Genomic DNA, 14,450 nt, shown 5'->3' on the forward strand with positions numbered 1-14,450 from the left:
TGGCAACGAATTTGCCGCCGGGGCAAAGTCAGCCAGCCGGAACTCGGTCGCCGCATTCGATTGAGACGTTAGATCGTGAGCATTTCCCATCTGCAAGTAATCGCCACACGAGCCAAAGGCACGCTGTTGACAAAAAGCAAACCCGCACCCTAACAACAGCAAGACTGTTGCGTATCGAATGGCGGCAGGGTTGAGAAACGACAAGATAAAACCGTCCTGAAGTCGAGGCTCGCCGAAATTGAAAAGCGGCGAACAGCGACTTGAACATAAGCCATGCTGGGCAATGGTTACATCTCCACCACCCGCGAACCCGTTGAGGCTATCAACTTGCCCTGAGAAGTCAAGCAAAACGAATCAGGGCGATTTCACTTTTCAGAAAACGATCGGCCAATGAGCCAAGACACGGTTCGATCAAAAACCGCGATCCGAAAGAAACGATTTCAAAAGTGGCAACCAAGCGTCTTTCTCGGCGCCGGTATCGCGACCACCAAATCCGTGACCGCCTGTTGAAAAGATGTGTAGTGACGACGGAATATTTTGCGCCTTCAATTTTGCAAACAAACCGACGCTGCCCATTGGGGTCAATGGATCATCAAAGGCATGTGCAAAGAAGAACGGCGGCGTGTCCTTCGTCACCTTCAATTCTTCATCCATTTCGACCGAGTTACGTTCTTTGGTCAAATAGGCGGGATAGATCAGTGCTGCGAAATCAGGACGCAGCGACGCTTGATCATGCTCGTCCTGGGCTTCATACAAACGTTCGGTTTCCAACGTCCCTCGGACAACAGTATGACCACCTGCTGAAAATCCCAGGACGCCGATATGCTCCGTCGGAAGTGACTCGATTGCCCCGGAGCGAACCAGCGAAACGCTGCGTTGCATATCCTGGGCGGGCGGCAACCATTTCTTGTCTTCTTTTCCCGTTGGCACGCGATATTTCAACACTGCCGCGCTGATCCCATTGCTTTGCAGCCAAGAGGCAATTTCGGTTCCTTCCAAATCCCAGGCCAGGATACTGAAGCCACCACCAGGGCAAATGATGACCGTCGTTTTGGAACCTTCGGCCGGATAAACATGCAACTGTGGCGTGGCAACATTGCCAAGTCGAATCACGTACCGGTCGGCGACGCGACCACCGTTTGGTTTCGTTTGGTCGACCTCTGGATCAGTTGGCGCATTCCAGGTGGGCGGATCTTTCGGCCAAATGTTGACAACCGAATCGGCTTTCGCCGTTTCGTGCGTTTGGCTCTCGTCATCAGCAACAACGGTTCGAATCGAAGTCAGTGAGACGCAGTGAAGCAGCGCGCATGCGGCAACCAGTGATGCGCCAATTGGGGAACGTAGTTTCATCAGTTCGCGGCAGGTCAGTAGAGAGGGGCGGGGAGAAGATCGAACGATCGACGCCAGTATAGCCGAACCGAACAGGCGGCCTGGGCCACGAACCGCAGACCAAACTTAATTGCCGAGCGCCTTTAATACTTCGCCAGCGGGCACCGGAGAGACGGCATCCAATGGACTGTCATCCCGTGCGAAAAACATCAGGTGCTGCCAAGGCAATTCGTTGTATTCGCGCACCAGCTTGAACCCGTTCGCTTCGTACTCTTTCATGATCTGACGCTTTGACATTTTATGCAGCAATTTGATCGGAACCGTCGGGTCTTCTTCGCGGTATTCCAGAAGTGCGACGACGCCGGTCGGTTTCAAGCTGCGACGTATTTCCCAAAGCATCGATTGCGGATGAGAAAACTCGTGATACACGTCAACCATCAACAACAAGTCGATCTCGTCCACAGGCAACTTCGGATCATCGACTTTCCCTAGCGTCGGGCGAATATTAGAAAGCTCTTCTTGCGAAGCGCGATATTGCAATTTGTTCAACATTTCCCGTTGGATATCGACCGCATAGACAAGGCCTTTTTCGCCAACATCCTTGGCCATCGGCAGTGTCCAAAATCCGTTGCCACATCCGAGGTCACAAACCACCATCCCGGGTTGGATTTGCAACGCCTTGTACGAGTCCGTGACGTTCTCTTCGCTGTCTCGCTCGGGCCGAATCAGCCAAGGTGCGCCCACATGGCTCATCGGCTGCGCGACCACTCGACCGAGATAACTCTTGCGCCGTCGCTCAACCGGTTTCTCATCCGCCGGTTTGGCTGCAACGTCGGCGGATCCTGTCGATTCTTGCACCGATGCCTTGGCCGGATCCTGGGCACTGGCCGAAACCGCAATACAGCAGCAAACACACCACATCACCACGACAAGCGTTTGGTGGTGCTTGCAATTTCGTCGTACGGAATCAGAGAGGTTTTGAGTTGTCATCAGTTGCCTGGAAAGTCAGTGGATGCGAAGGCTAAATCGCTTTCGTCTCTTGCAAGATGGTGCGTATTGCAGTGCGATCTTCGGCGGAGAGGTGTTCGAATTTAGGACGTTGATCGCTGCCGGTTAAAACGTCGTTCATCATGGCCAAAACTCGCTCGCGCAACACATCCTCCATCCCTTTGAACTGGTCCGAGTAGACCAGATAGCTACAAGGGTACCGGAACATTCGAGTGGTGAGGTCAAATTCTCGGAGCGAGCGGCCTTGCGAATCGAACGGGCCACGCTTGGCGAAGTCGCGAGTGAATTCACTGGAACCGATGATCGGCGAAGTCAACTTTGCTTCGCCGCTGAAGAAAGCGTACTCCGTTACCGCATCGGCCTCGCGATCGACGATTTGTTGAAAATCAGCATCGTTGATTTCGCCTTGTTCTTTTTGGAACGCTGCGCGCCGCACGGCGTAGTTTGCACGCGTCATCCGGTTGTGCATTTCGACTTGATGTTCCAACACCATCAGGGCGACAACGTCGCTATGAGGCGTCGGCCACTGTGACGTTTCGATCACTCCGTGCAAGTCATCAAGTTGATGCGGACTGATCGGCACGAGCGTTTCATCTTTCAAAAATGCATTTCCCATGTGCCCCATTTCGCCGGCATCACCTGTGACATACCAGCCGCCCCAACGTTCGCTAAATGGGCTGGTGTGATCGGTTTTGTACTCGGCCAGCAGCAGATTCACCTGACCAGTCTCACGGGCCATCACACTCGTGATTGTGTGCATCGGAACCTTGCCGCTGTCCGCCGTTTTTTCATGGCAAACCAAACAGCGGTGATGTTCTCGTCGGATCGACGCGCCACGCGGATTCATTTGGATGGAGTAAAACGCGGCGCCCAGGTTGACGTCAGCGGTCGCGACCTCCATCAACGAACTGCCACGAATCCAACCGATGTAAACATCATCGTTAAAGTAAAACGCCCGAGGATTGTCAGGGCTGATACGGCCGGTCTGCAAACTCGTTTTCGAAAATACCAACGATTGTGATGAGACCGGTATATCCAGCTCCTGCAGAATCGAATGCAGGTATCCGTAGCCCGGTTCGTACTGCAGCTTCGTCTCCCCCGCGGCGACGCTCGAAGCCAGTCGGTCGATGGGATTATCAGCTGCGGACTGACGATACTGGATCGGCGCATCATCTAATCGCCGCTGCGCCAGGACGGGTTTGCTTTGGGCCACCCACGCAAGCGAGACCGCGCACGCAATCACAAGCTGCCGCATCGAGGATCGAAACGGAACCGGAGAGCATTTTCGCCCGCTACATCCTCGGTATTGTTTGCCAAGATCCATTTGCAGTTTTTGATTCCGTCGGAAGGTGAACGCTTCGTCAATGTGGGACGCCGGTTGGCCGGGGTCCTATTTTAGCGTCGTCGGCGAGTGCCAGTCAGACTGGCTTTCATTCACACACACCACCCATCTCACGAACCGGCCACCCCGACAAGGGCTACGCCGGGGCTGCCGCAATGCGGCGGTAGCGACGTGTTGGACGCCCTCCGGTCAACTTCAGCACCGGGATCCTTACGAAATTGGCGGCATGCGATATTTTGTTGGGTGTCGAAACTCCCATGCACGGGCATTTGAAAGGCATTAATTCCCCTAACGGACACTCAACAGGAATTGTAACTATGGCAGTCAAACGTGTCGGAATCTTGACCGCTGGGGGGCTCGCGCCCTGTCTGTCCTCCGCGATCGGTTCGTTGATCGAGAACTACACCAAACTGGCACCGGAAATCGAAATCATCTGCTACCGGAGCGGGTACAAGGGCTTGCTCCAAGGCGATAGTTTTGTCGTCACACCCGCCATTCGCGAGAAAGCGGCGGTATTGCACGAGCACGGCGGAAGCCCCATCGGCAACAGTCGCGTCAAACTGACCAACGTTGCCGACTGCGTTAAACGCGGCTTGGTCCAAGAAGGCCAAAACCCGTTGCACGTCGCCGCGGAACAACTAACCAAAGACAAAGTTGACGTGCTGCACACCATTGGCGGCGACGATACCAACACCACGGCTGCCGACTTGGCGGCTTTCTTGGCTGAGAACGACTACAACCTAACCGTCGTCGGCTTGCCCAAAACGATCGACAACGACGTCATCCCGATCAAACAAAGCTTGGGTGCTTGGACCGCGGCCGAACAAGGCGCTTTGTTCTTCGAAAACATCGTCGCCGAACACAACGCCAACCCGCGGATGCTGATCATTCACGAAGTCATGGGCCGCAACTGCGGCTGGCTGACCGCGGCAACCGCAGCAGCCTATCGCAAACGCCTCGACGGAATGAACTTTCTGCCGGAGGCTGGCCTCAGCCGCGAGCGCAAAGAAGTCCATGGCGTCTACATCCCGGAAATGCATTTCGACATGAAGAAGGAAGCCGAGCGGCTTCGCAAGATCATGGACGAAAACGATTGCGTCAACATCTTCATCAGCGAAGGTGCCGGCGTGAGCACCATCGTTGAAGAGATGCGTGAACGCGGCGAAGAAGTTCCCACGGACGCATTCGGCCACGTCAAGTTGGACGCGGTGAACCCCGGCAAATGGTTCGGCAAACAGTTTGCGAGATGCTAGGGGCGGAGAAAACGTTGGTGCAAAAGAGCGGCTACTTCAGCCGTGCCGCTGCGGCCAACAAAGCCGATATCGAGCTAATCGCCAAGTGCGCCCACAAAGGCGTCCAGTGTGCTCTTGCTGGCGATGGCGGCGTGATCGGCGAAGACGAAGACCGCGACAACGAATTGCGAGCGATCGAATTCGAACGCATCAAAGGCGGCAAGCCGTTCGACATCGACACACCATGGTTCGGCGAATTGCTCGCCGGAATCGATCAACCGAAAGGCGAAAGCATCGTGACAGAACACGCCTAAGCGTTCACGATCAACTTTTGAGACCAACGAAAAACGTCGCGGGGGATAATCCTCGCGACGTTTTTGCTTTAAGCCAGATGATCGAGTACGTCAGTCGTGTCGTCAAAGACAGTGACGTCAACTACAGCGGCTTCACTTCCAAGTTGCGGAAGTAAACCTTGCTTTTTGGATCGTGAGCTTGCAACGCAATGGTGCCTTCGTTCAAACGACGTTCGAAATCGTTGCTGAACGCTTTTTTGTCAGACGCCTCGGTGTAATCGACCAGGGTCTTGCCGTTGACTTTCAATTGAACGTGGTTGCCCTTGACGATGATTTCTTGGGTGTACCACTCGTTGTCCTTGACGCCTGGATCGGCAACGTTGTCGACACCGTACAAGCTGCTGGTTTTCTTGGGATCGGAGTGCGACACATTCACTTGGCATTCGAAGCCGTATTTCGGCCAGCCTTGTGCTTGGTACTTGGTGTGAAAGTAAATACCAGCGTTGCTGCCTGGAGTAGTCATCACTTCGCAACGGAAGTGGAAGTCCTTCATCGGTTGCAGCGGACCGTCATAGAACAAGTGGCATCGTTCGCCGTCACAAACCAGCATGCCATCTTCGACGTGCCACGCGTCTTGGTTCTCTTCGGCCAGCTTCCAGTTTTCCATGGTCTTGCCGTCGAACAGTTTGACGAAGCCGTCTTCTGCGGTTTCTTCGGCTTGGCTGTTGGCAGGCATGAGCGCAGCGATCAGGCCGAGAATCAGAGCCGATCGAATCAGTGAGAAACAAAAAGTCTTTTGCATTGCAGGGGTGGGGTAGGAGACTTCTGGAGGGAAACAAAAAACGCTTGCCTCACACGAGGGTGCAGGCAAGCGTTTCGATGTTCGTATTCTCGCAAATAAAATGCGGCGGCGAAATCAGTCTTTGCCGCTATCGGTCGCAGGAACCTTGCCGGCTTTCATTTTGTCGCCGAACAGGTCACCGTCTTTGCTCTTCTCTTTTGCGGCTTCGTCCAGACCGGCGAAGATCTTTTTGCGAGCTTCTTCTGGATTGTCTTTGATCCAATCTTTCGGGAAGTCTTCTGCTTTGAGGTACTTGTGGACGGCCTTTCCGTACTCGTTGCGAACGTCTTTCTTTTCGCCGCTGACATGGCAAATGTAGCAGCCGTGCTTGCGAGCAGTCTTCTTCAGATCTTCGTTGGCGTCGTCACCGCTGATGTATTTCTCTTTCCACATCTTATTGAAATCGCTTGTCGCGAGTGCGGGCGAGGCCAGCAGCGCAAAGCAACCGAATAGAATCGCAAACCGTTTCATGCATCGTCTCCGAGGGATCTTTGAGTGACAGCTGATCTGGGGGTCTCAATCCTAGCGCGAACGCCGAAACCGCAACAGACGCGTCGCCTTGCCCAAGAAATGGGGCAAATGGGTGGGATAGCTCGACAGCAACCGATCCGGCTGCTTACCCGTATTAACGCTCAAGTGCCATCAAAAGTCAAATCGGGGGCGCCGAAAAATTCGGCCCGCGCATGCGAGACGACCTGGATTTTCTGCCCCACAGAGAACTGTCGCTCGCACAGTCTCGGTTGAGAAAATCCAGGCCGCTCGGCTTCTTATGCAACTGAAACGACTGACAAGGCCTGCCCCACGCACTCCTGATCAGCATCCGTTGCACAAACGGTCATCGGCCGACGCGGGGGACGAGATTCACCGCCGCACTCGATTTGAGGGCGAACCGACATCTCGAAAGTTTCTTCTGCAGCCACCTCGCGAGCGCGACACTGCAATCACAAGCCGCCAAATAAGGGCGTGAGAGCGGGCCATACCACCGGCACGGCCCCTCGTACAGAACGTCTTTTCAACGATTAGTTGCGAGCCAATTCGCGGGGATTACTTGCGAACCAATTCGCGGAACAACTGGTTGAGCTGCTGGGTGATCGGGCCGACTTTGCCTTCACCGATATCACGGCCGTCGAGCTTCACCGCCGGAATCACCTCTGCCGCACTTCCGGTTAGGAAACATTCGTCAGCGACGTAGATATCGTGACGGGTCATTGGCAGCTCCGTGGTTTCGATACCGGCTCCGCGAGCCAATTCCAACACGGCGTTACGCGTGATTCCTTCCAAGATGCCAGCCTCGATGGGCGGCGTATTGAGTTTGCCGTTCTTGACAATGAAAATATTGTCGCCGGTACATTCAGCGACTTCGCCCTTGTGATTCAACATCAACGCTTCGATGCAGCCCGCTTTCAGGCCTTCCATCTTGGCAAGAATGTTGTTGAGGTAGTTGAGCGACTTGATTCGCGGGCTGAGAGCCGCGGGGTGATTGCGAATGGTCGATGCCGTGACCAGTTCTAAGCCGTTCTCATAGTACGTCTGCGGGTACAGCGTGATGCTGTCCGCGATGATGATGACTTGTGGGTTGGAACACTTGAACGGGTCCAGACCAAGTGCCCCGGATCCACGGGTGACGATCAAGCGGATGTAACCATCGACAAGTCCATTCTTCGCGACCGTTGCGTTGGTATCCTCGGCGAGCTTTTCCAAGGACATCGGGATCGTCAAGCCGATCGCACGTGCGGATTCGTCCAAGCGTGCAAGGTGCTCTTCCAGGCGGAACACTTTGTTGCTGTAAATCCGCATGCCTTCGAACACCCCGTCGCCATACAGCAATCCGTGGTCATAGACACTGATTTTGGCGTCTTCGGCGGCGAAGAATTCACCGTTGATGTAGATCTGTCGGCTCATGGTCGGCGGATGCGAGAAAATGGGGGTGATTGAAGCTTGCTGAACGTTGCTAGGGCGATCGCCTTCGATGATGACCAAAGGCTGGCGATTTCCGTAACGGCGTTTACGAACCGAACTGCGAGTTCGTTACCGCTGAAACGACGGCGGCGTCAAAATAATTGATTGCCATTCCTGCGTCGACAACGATCGACTGAGCCGTAATGCCGCTGCTGCGTGGTGAGAGCAGAAAAGCGGCTGTCGCGGCGACCTCGTCGGTTTTGACGGCCTCTCCGCGTGGAATCACCTGCTCGGCATAGAGGTACGAATCGACGTATCCGGGGATCCCCGCCGAAGCACTGGTTTTCAACAAACCGGCCGCGACGGCATTGAATCGCACCTGACTAAAGCGGCTGAATGACTTCGTCAAAAAGGCAAGGGAAGATTCCAAAGCTGCCTTAATCGGCGCCATGTAGCCGTAGCTCTCGCTCGCCATCCGCGTTGTACTGATCCCGATCGTCACCACCGAAGCGTCCGTCGTAAAACGGTCGCGTAAAGCGTTGGAAAGGTTGACGAGGGAGAATGCGGAGATGTCCACGGCTTGCAAAAACTGTTGCTTGGTCGTTTCGTGGAATGGACGTATCCCCTCGGGATAATCGGCGAATGCGATGGAGTGGACCATTCCCGCAAACTGGAGACCTTCTTGCTCGAACTGGTTCGCGAGCGAGTCGATTTGTTCCTGGAATTCGACGTCGCAAACACGTACGTCGCGACCTTTGAGCAACTTGCCGGTGCTTTCACGGCGGCTTTCGCTGCGGACGACGTACACGACCGTCCCGCCAGCCTGTTCGATCATTTGTGCGATGGAGTACGCAACGCTTTTGCGATTCGCGACACCCAGTACCAAGAACGTTTTACCGGCGAGCTGCAAGAAATCGGCAACCGGCGGCGCAGCCTGATCTGACTCACTCATCAAACACCTCCCTCACCGACTTGCGTCACACTGCACGCAAAGTCCAGCCGGGTCGCCAGCTTTCCATCGAGCATCACCTTCCCGGTCAAGAAGTACGCATTGGAAACCTGTTCCTTTAGCGTCACATGGACTTCCACACTGTCCCCCGGACGGACAATGCGTTTGAACTTGACGCTGTCCATTCGCGTCGCGACGGGCAGCGAGTTGGGCAACGTCGCCATGAACTTTTCCAACAACACAGCGCCGGCCTGCAAACAGCATTCGCACTGAATGACACCTGGGACGATTGGGTTGTCAGGAAAATGGCCCTGCACGAAGAACTCTTCTGCCGAAAACGTCTTTTTACAGACGATCGAAGAATCGTCACGCTGGACAATTTCGTCCAACAACAACATGGGGGCACGGTGCGGAATCGCAGCCTCGATTTCTTGTTTGCTCATCCCTGTAATTGAAGTGTTCGCGAGGCGTGCGCCAAGCCGACTGACGCCGTGTTTTCCCGGTTGCCTCGCCCGATTCGTTGCCGCAATCGCTATAGTTTGATCGCTCACAATCGCGCAGAATGCCCCCGTTGGCGGGCCCTTTCCCCAGTAGCTTCTTGGGATCATGATGAATAGGGAACCAAACAGGGTACCAAACCGTGCAACTTTCACATCAAGCCTCGTCCAGCGGGGCATCACGCCAAACCCAACCACCGCAACCGTTGGCTGAGACGAATCCACCAGTCGCCCGATCGATTTACAACGTCCCAAACCTGCTGACCAGCATTCGGTTTGGGCTCGCTATTGCCGTCATGACACTGATCCCGTTGGAGCATTACTTCTCCGCAATGGTCGTGTTCTTGATCGCCGCCTCGACCGACTGGATGGACGGTTACTGGGCCAGAAAGTACGGCCAGGTGACCAAATTCGGCCGCATCTTCGATCCGTTCGTGGACAAGATCATTATCTGCGGATCGTTCATCGCGCTCGTCGGTTCGACTGGTTCACCGATCGCGTCCTGGATGGCGACTGTCGTGGTCGGACGCGAACTGCTGGTCACAAGTTTGCGAGGGATGATCGAAGGTAGCGGCAAAGATTTCTCCGCCAGCCAACTCGGCAAATGGAAAATGGTCCTGCAGTGTGCCGCAGTCGTCGCGGCATTGCTGTATTTGCAAACGGATACACCGGCCCAGTGGCTAAGCCTGACGACGGACGTGCTGGTCTGGTCCGCAATTGCACTGACGGTCTACTCCGGTTACGACTACACCGTGATTGCGGCGCGTTTGATGCAAGACGAACCCGACGAGACGCGTTAGTGTGATGTACGACGAGGGTACGTTCAGCCATCCATTTTTTCTTGGCGGTTACTTCATCCTTACCGGTGCGGTGTTCAGCGCCGTCCTGATCGGCAGTGGGATGTGGCTCGCCTGGATGGCTGGCTATCGGCGTCGTAACCTTTGCGGTGACCATTCCGATTACCTGGTGACACGCCTGCCTCGGCCGGCGCAACACTGGACCATCGCAGACTTTTTTCTGATGTTCGGAACCATCATCGTCGTCGGGTCTTTAGCGTCTCCGCTTCTGAACAAGCCAATCGCACCAACCGTCGGACAGGCAACCGAAGTCGCCCCCGCCGAACAAGCCTCGAATCCCGAAGCCATCGAACCGGTTGAGAGCGCACAGCAGCCGGGCGTGTTGCCCAATCAAGCCGGCGTTCCTCCCGTCAAAATGGATTTGGCGAAGCGCGTCGGCATTCAAATGCTTGCCAACGCCACTTCGTTCCTGATCCTGCTAGCTTTTTTGCATCTCGCTCGAGACGCGACGCTGGAGAACCTTTCCCTCATTCCGCGGCTATCGGACTTGCGGCGAGGCTTGGTGGCGACGGTCTGGATCTTGGCACCGGTGCTGCTGGTCAACATCGCCGTGTCTCAGCTCGTCGAATACAAACACAGCGTGACTGACCTGCTCGCCGAGAAGAACAGCATGCGCACCTTTGCGGCGTTGTTTCTGTCGGCGGCAGTGCTCACCCCGATCGTTGAAGAGTTTCAATTCCGATTGCTGCTCCAAGGTGGACTGCAAAAGTACTTTGGCGACACGTCGTGGCAGGACGACCATCCGCGGTTTTCCTACAGCTCACTGGCGCCGTTACTGGTCTCCAGCTTGGTATTCGCAGTGATGCACCTCGGCCAAGGCGCCGCCCCGATCCCCTTGTTCTTCCTCGCCCTCGGACTGGGCGTCGTCTATCAACGGACCAACCGCCTTTGGATTACCATCGTCGTGCACATGATTCTAAATGGTGCCACAATCACGATGGAGTTTTGCCGCTTGAACTCTGGGTTCGGCGGCTAACCCCGGTTCTCACGTTCAGAGATCCGCACCGAGCCCAGCAGATAACTGCCGATCAGAGCCGGCAAGAAGATTGCGGCGGCATCGGCGAATCGGCCGATCGGCGGACTCGTCAGCACGATGAACCCAACCTTGAAAACCAAATAGCTGATCGAAACAACCGCGAAGGCATACCAACCCTGCGGCAACTCACGCGCAACAAGCGTTCGCCCGGTCGCCGCAACCCAGACGATGGCAAATAGCACTCCGACAACTACCGCAAGAAAGGGCGGATGCATTGCCAGATTCGCGAATGTTCCCCAAACCGCACGCCGAACCGCCAACGCGATCCATTTGGCATAAGCGATTGGGGCATCGCTCAAAATCGCTCGGTTGAATTCCCCGATCAATCGATGCTCACGGATTCGCGGTGCGACGTCACGACTCAGCCCCGCGTCCGCGCCATCGCTGCTCGAGATGACACGCTTGGCTTCAGGCCAAATGATTCCGTAGTTGATCTCGCCCCACTGATTTTCCAGTGTCAACGTTGGCAGTGACGAACGCTTGGATTGTGGAAGCACCAGTCCTGATTGATCGAGTCGATCGGCAACCGCGACAAGCAATTTCGCAGTCGGCGGATCGGAGTCCTTCGCGATCAATCGCATTTCATCGGTCGAAACCAGTTGCGCTGCGATCGCGGAAAGATTCTGGTGACCAAACGGGAGCACCGCAAAGTCGTTGACGACCACCAAGCGAAGCGTCATCCAAAGCAGCACGCCAAACGTGACACCGATCGCGACGAACGCCCCCGACCATCGATTCGCCCCTTTGCCAAGCCTTGACGTTGAGACCTGTGGCAATGTGCGGTTGCGATCACAACGGGCGACAAGCCAACCGGTGACCGGCAACCAAGGTATCAAAAACAGATACGCCGGTCGCATCAGGATGCATGTGAACGCAAACAATCCACAGGCAACGCCTGCGGCGACTCCACCGCACCGCTGCAGACGCAGTAGCCAAGTTGCCGTGAACACGCCCAACGAGGCCGCCGGGGCGTCGGTGCTGATCGTACTGAGATTGTCGGCGGCAGTGCAGCCGATCAAGACGACGATTCCAGCTAGTAGCGATTGCCTGATAGAAAGGCCGCGTCGAATCAGCTCTTCGGTCAAGAACGCACTGGCAAAGGCATGCAAAATGACCTGCAGTGCCGGCACCCAGGAGATCCCCACGGTCGCCGTTACCAAGCGAAGAAACACTGGATAGACCGGCGGCCGAATCGAAAGCAGCGATTGCTCCAGTGAATCAAATGGGTAGAGCAAATAGCTCGGCGAATCGTTGACCTGATGGACTGTTAAACGTCCGGTCAACGCGGCGCCAGTCAACGCGATCGCCAACAGGACGATCAATCGGATTAACTTGGCGTGGCGTCCCATCGGTGAACAACTACTTGTTGATCGCGTCCATTTCGTCGTTGCGAGGACGCTTTTGTAAATAAAGCTTGATCGGCACTTCGCCAAACTTTAGGTGGTCACGTAGCACGCTCAAGAGATATCGCCGGTAATCGTTCGCGAAAGCCTTGGGTTCGTTGCACATCACAACGATTGTCGGCGGCTCTGTCGCGACCTGCGTCGCATAGTAAACCTTGGGACGACGGTTTTGATACATCGGCGGCTGGTGTGCTTCGATCGCCGATCGCAGCAATCGGTTGAGCTGCCCGGTCGAAACACGTTCTCGGGCCTGCTTGAACAACATGGTCGAGTGATTCAACAGCGCCTTGACGTTCTTTCCGCTTTGACCGGTGACGAACGCGATCGGTGCATAGGCGAGCGTGGGGAACTGGCGACGGATGTAACGCACCCAGCGGTCGGTCGGAACGGTGCCGTGAAGCTGGTCCCACTTGTTGATCACAAAAATGACCGGCTTGTGGTTTTCGATCACGTAGCCGACGAGCTGCTTGTCGACTTTGCTGACCGTCTCGGCCGCATCGAAGAACATCAGTACGACGTCCGCACGTCGGATGCTGCGCTGGGCCCGGTGAGTCCCGTAAAACTCGAGGTCCGTGCGCTGACTTTTCCGTTTCCGTAGACCTGGCGTATCGATCGCAATAAAGGTCTGGCCGTCGACTTCGAATCGCACGTCAACACTGTCACGGGTCGTTCCGGCGACTTCGCTGACGATCATTCGGTCCGATTCGGCCAACGTGTTCACGAAGGTACTCTTCCCGACGTTTCGGCGTCCGACGATGGTGATTTTCATTGTCGGTTCGTTGATCGATTCGTCCGAAGGCGGCAAGCGATCCAGGATCAGCTCCATCAATTCGGACTTGTTGCGGTTCTGCGTCGTGCTGACGGTGACCAATCGGCCACGACCGAGGCGGTGGAAATCTTCCGCGAGGGTGTCCTGGTGAGGCTGGTCAGCCTTGTTGGCAACCAAAATCACCGGGCGTTCGATTCCACGCAAACGTTCGACAACCAATTCGTCCAGCGGCATGGGGCCGGTCTGAACATCGACCACCAGCAGGATCACATCGGCGGATTCGATCGCCAAATCGATCTGGCGGCGCACGTCGGCGGTCAGGTCATCCGGGTCCTCGATGCCCAACCCCCCGGTGTCGGTCAACTCAAAGAACGCGTCCTCGTTGTTGATCAACGTGGTCATTCGGTCTCGCGTGACGCCTTCAAAATCGTCGACAATTGCCAGCCGACGACCGGCCAACCAGTTAAACAAACTGCTTTTTCCGACGTTGGGGCGACCGACAATGGCTACTTGGGGAACAGGCATGGGAAAGGTGTTTTGAACAGTGAATCAGTGAAATCGGAGCGAAATGCCGGCAGCTACCCCTGAATCGTGGACGCCCGCCGCTGGTATGTTAAACCGCGCAGTGCAAATTCAGTAGCCGGTGTGTTATCAAACCGTCATGAACGATTCATCAAAAAAACTCGACCCCGCCACCGTTCTGTCCGGGACGGCCGGTCTTGCCGATCACTTACGACGTTTAGGCGTCCAGTGGCTGCCACAGGCGGACGAGGATCGTACCACCGCGTTGGCGGAATTTTTCGCCTTTGGCGGATCGCCACCAACAGATTCTGCGGCGACGGCACCGCCAGCGACACAAACGCCTGCGGCGAGTCCCACCCTGAGATCATCTTGGTCAACGCCCTGATTGGGGCCCGATTGATCCGAGGAAATGTTCGAGTCATTCGCCACCATGTACAGCGTTGGCGGGCCAGCATCTTGGTGTTGGTAGATGT

General features: G+C 55.7%; 15 protein-coding genes. 4 read left to right on the forward strand and 11 right to left on the reverse strand.

Features of this window, described 5'->3' with window-relative positions; translation table 11 throughout:
• Window positions 1-411: 411 nt before the first annotated feature.
• The 3 genes from CGZ80_RS25800 to CGZ80_RS25810 form a co-directional block, all read right to left on the reverse strand.
• Window positions 412-1,350, reverse strand: a complete 939-nt coding sequence (locus tag CGZ80_RS25800) for an alpha/beta hydrolase (protein WP_094418555.1) — start codon at window positions 1,348-1,350, stop codon at window positions 412-414.
• A gap of 105 nt (window positions 1,351-1,455) precedes the next feature.
• Window positions 1,456-2,319, reverse strand: coding sequence for a methyltransferase domain-containing protein (locus tag CGZ80_RS25805; protein ID WP_233148679.1), 864 nt, complete (start codon window positions 2,317-2,319; stop codon window positions 1,456-1,458).
• Between the two features lie 31 nt (window positions 2,320-2,350).
• On the reverse strand, window positions 2,351-3,550 hold the full coding sequence (locus tag CGZ80_RS25810; protein WP_143544161.1) for a hypothetical protein: 1,200 nt from the start codon (window positions 3,548-3,550) through the stop codon (window positions 2,351-2,353).
• A 446-nt stretch (window positions 3,551-3,996) separates the two neighbouring features.
• Between CGZ80_RS25810 and CGZ80_RS25815 the strand changes: the two genes are divergently transcribed.
• Window positions 3,997-4,932 (forward strand): pyrophosphate--fructose-6-phosphate 1-phosphotransferase, encoded by a 936-nt coding sequence (locus CGZ80_RS25815; protein WP_233148680.1) that lies wholly within the window; start codon window positions 3,997-3,999, stop codon window positions 4,930-4,932.
• On the forward strand, window positions 4,902-5,225 hold the full coding sequence (locus CGZ80_RS28925; protein ID WP_233148681.1) for a hypothetical protein: 324 nt from the start codon (window positions 4,902-4,904) through the stop codon (window positions 5,223-5,225). Before CGZ80_RS25815 ends, CGZ80_RS28925 begins: the two co-directional genes overlap by 31 nt.
• A gap of 121 nt (window positions 5,226-5,346) precedes the next feature.
• Here CGZ80_RS28925 and CGZ80_RS25820 read toward each other — a convergent pair whose 3' ends face one another.
• The 5 genes from CGZ80_RS25820 to CGZ80_RS25840 all read right to left on the reverse strand — a co-directional run bounded on the left by CGZ80_RS25820 (window position 5,347) and on the right by CGZ80_RS25840 (window position 9,336).
• Complete coding sequence (locus CGZ80_RS25820; RefSeq protein WP_094418557.1) at window positions 5,347-6,006, reverse strand: DUF1080 domain-containing protein; 660 nt, start codon at window positions 6,004-6,006, stop codon at window positions 5,347-5,349.
• 114 nt (window positions 6,007-6,120) lie between these two features.
• Window positions 6,121-6,516, reverse strand: a complete 396-nt coding sequence (locus CGZ80_RS25825) for a hypothetical protein (RefSeq protein ID WP_094418558.1) — start codon at window positions 6,514-6,516, stop codon at window positions 6,121-6,123.
• A gap of 573 nt (window positions 6,517-7,089) precedes the next feature.
• Window positions 7,090-7,947, reverse strand: a complete 858-nt coding sequence (gene ilvE / locus CGZ80_RS25830; protein ID WP_094418582.1) for a branched-chain-amino-acid transaminase — start codon at window positions 7,945-7,947, stop codon at window positions 7,090-7,092.
• Window positions 7,948-8,050: 103 nt separating this feature from the next.
• Entirely contained in the window at window positions 8,051-8,896 is an 846-nt protein-coding gene (locus CGZ80_RS25835; RefSeq protein WP_094418559.1) for an enoyl-ACP reductase, read from the reverse strand.
• Window positions 8,896-9,336, reverse strand: coding sequence for a 3-hydroxyacyl-ACP dehydratase FabZ family protein (locus tag CGZ80_RS25840; protein WP_094418560.1), 441 nt, complete (start codon window positions 9,334-9,336; stop codon window positions 8,896-8,898). Before CGZ80_RS25840 ends, CGZ80_RS25835 begins: the two co-directional genes overlap by 1 nt.
• Before the next feature lie 197 nt (window positions 9,337-9,533).
• On the opposite strand from CGZ80_RS25840, the gene pgsA reads away from it, so the two are divergent.
• Window positions 9,534-10,190, forward strand: coding sequence for a CDP-diacylglycerol--glycerol-3-phosphate 3-phosphatidyltransferase (pgsA, locus tag CGZ80_RS25845; protein ID WP_233148682.1), 657 nt, complete (start codon window positions 9,534-9,536; stop codon window positions 10,188-10,190).
• Window positions 10,191-10,194: 4 nt separating this feature from the next.
• The gene (locus CGZ80_RS25850) at window positions 10,195-11,223 is read left to right on the forward strand and encodes a CPBP family intramembrane glutamic endopeptidase (protein ID WP_094418561.1); all 1,029 of its coding nucleotides are present in this window, start codon (window positions 10,195-10,197) and stop codon (window positions 11,221-11,223) included.
• Here CGZ80_RS25850 and CGZ80_RS25855 read toward each other — a convergent pair.
• From CGZ80_RS25855 to CGZ80_RS28930, 3 genes are all read right to left on the reverse strand, one after another.
• Complete coding sequence (locus CGZ80_RS25855; protein WP_094418562.1) at window positions 11,220-12,632, reverse strand: hypothetical protein; 1,413 nt, start codon at window positions 12,630-12,632, stop codon at window positions 11,220-11,222. The genes CGZ80_RS25850 and CGZ80_RS25855 overlap by 4 nt on opposite strands.
• Before the next feature lie 10 nt (window positions 12,633-12,642).
• A complete protein-coding gene (gene der, locus CGZ80_RS25860; protein ID WP_094418563.1) occupies window positions 12,643-13,980 on the reverse strand; it encodes a ribosome biogenesis GTPase Der in 1,338 nt (445 codons plus the stop codon).
• Window positions 13,981-14,181: 201 nt separating this feature from the next.
• Window positions 14,182-14,450: hypothetical protein (locus tag CGZ80_RS28930; RefSeq protein ID WP_233148683.1), on the reverse strand; the 269-nt coding region annotated here is incomplete at its 5' end.

The sequence above is a fragment of the Rhodopirellula sp. MGV genome (assembly GCF_002251265.1).
GTDB classification, from domain to species: domain Bacteria; phylum Planctomycetota; class Planctomycetia; order Pirellulales; family Pirellulaceae; genus Stieleria; species Stieleria baltica_A.

Coding starts and splice junctions, on each gene's coding strand:
- CGZ80_RS25800 (WP_094418555.1), bottom strand. CDS start 1,350: ATGAAACTACGTTCCCCAATTGGCGCATCACTGGTTGCCGCATGCGCG.
- CGZ80_RS25805 (WP_233148679.1), bottom strand. CDS start 2,319: ATGACAACTCAAAACCTCTCTGATTCCGTACGACGAAATTGCAAGCAC.
- CGZ80_RS25815 (WP_233148680.1), top strand. CDS start 3,997: ATGGCAGTCAAACGTGTCGGAATCTTGACCGCTGGGGGGCTCGCGCCC.
- CGZ80_RS28925 (WP_233148681.1), top strand. CDS start 4,902: ATGGTTCGGCAAACAGTTTGCGAGATGCTAGGGGCGGAGAAAACGTTG.
- CGZ80_RS25820 (WP_094418557.1), bottom strand. CDS start 6,006: ATGCAAAAGACTTTTTGTTTCTCACTGATTCGATCGGCTCTGATTCTC.
- CGZ80_RS25825 (WP_094418558.1), bottom strand. CDS start 6,516: ATGAAACGGTTTGCGATTCTATTCGGTTGCTTTGCGCTGCTGGCCTCG.
- ilvE (WP_094418582.1), bottom strand. CDS start 7,947: ATGAGCCGACAGATCTACATCAACGGTGAATTCTTCGCCGCCGAAGAC.
- CGZ80_RS25835 (WP_094418559.1), bottom strand. CDS start 8,896: ATGAGTGAGTCAGATCAGGCTGCGCCGCCGGTTGCCGATTTCTTGCAG.
- CGZ80_RS25840 (WP_094418560.1), bottom strand. CDS start 9,336: ATGAGCAAACAAGAAATCGAGGCTGCGATTCCGCACCGTGCCCCCATG.
- CGZ80_RS25850 (WP_094418561.1), top strand. CDS start 10,195: ATGTACGACGAGGGTACGTTCAGCCATCCATTTTTTCTTGGCGGTTAC.
- CGZ80_RS25855 (WP_094418562.1), bottom strand. CDS start 12,632: ATGGGACGCCACGCCAAGTTAATCCGATTGATCGTCCTGTTGGCGATC.
- der (WP_094418563.1), bottom strand. CDS start 13,980: ATGCCTGTTCCCCAAGTAGCCATTGTCGGTCGCCCCAACGTCGGAAAA.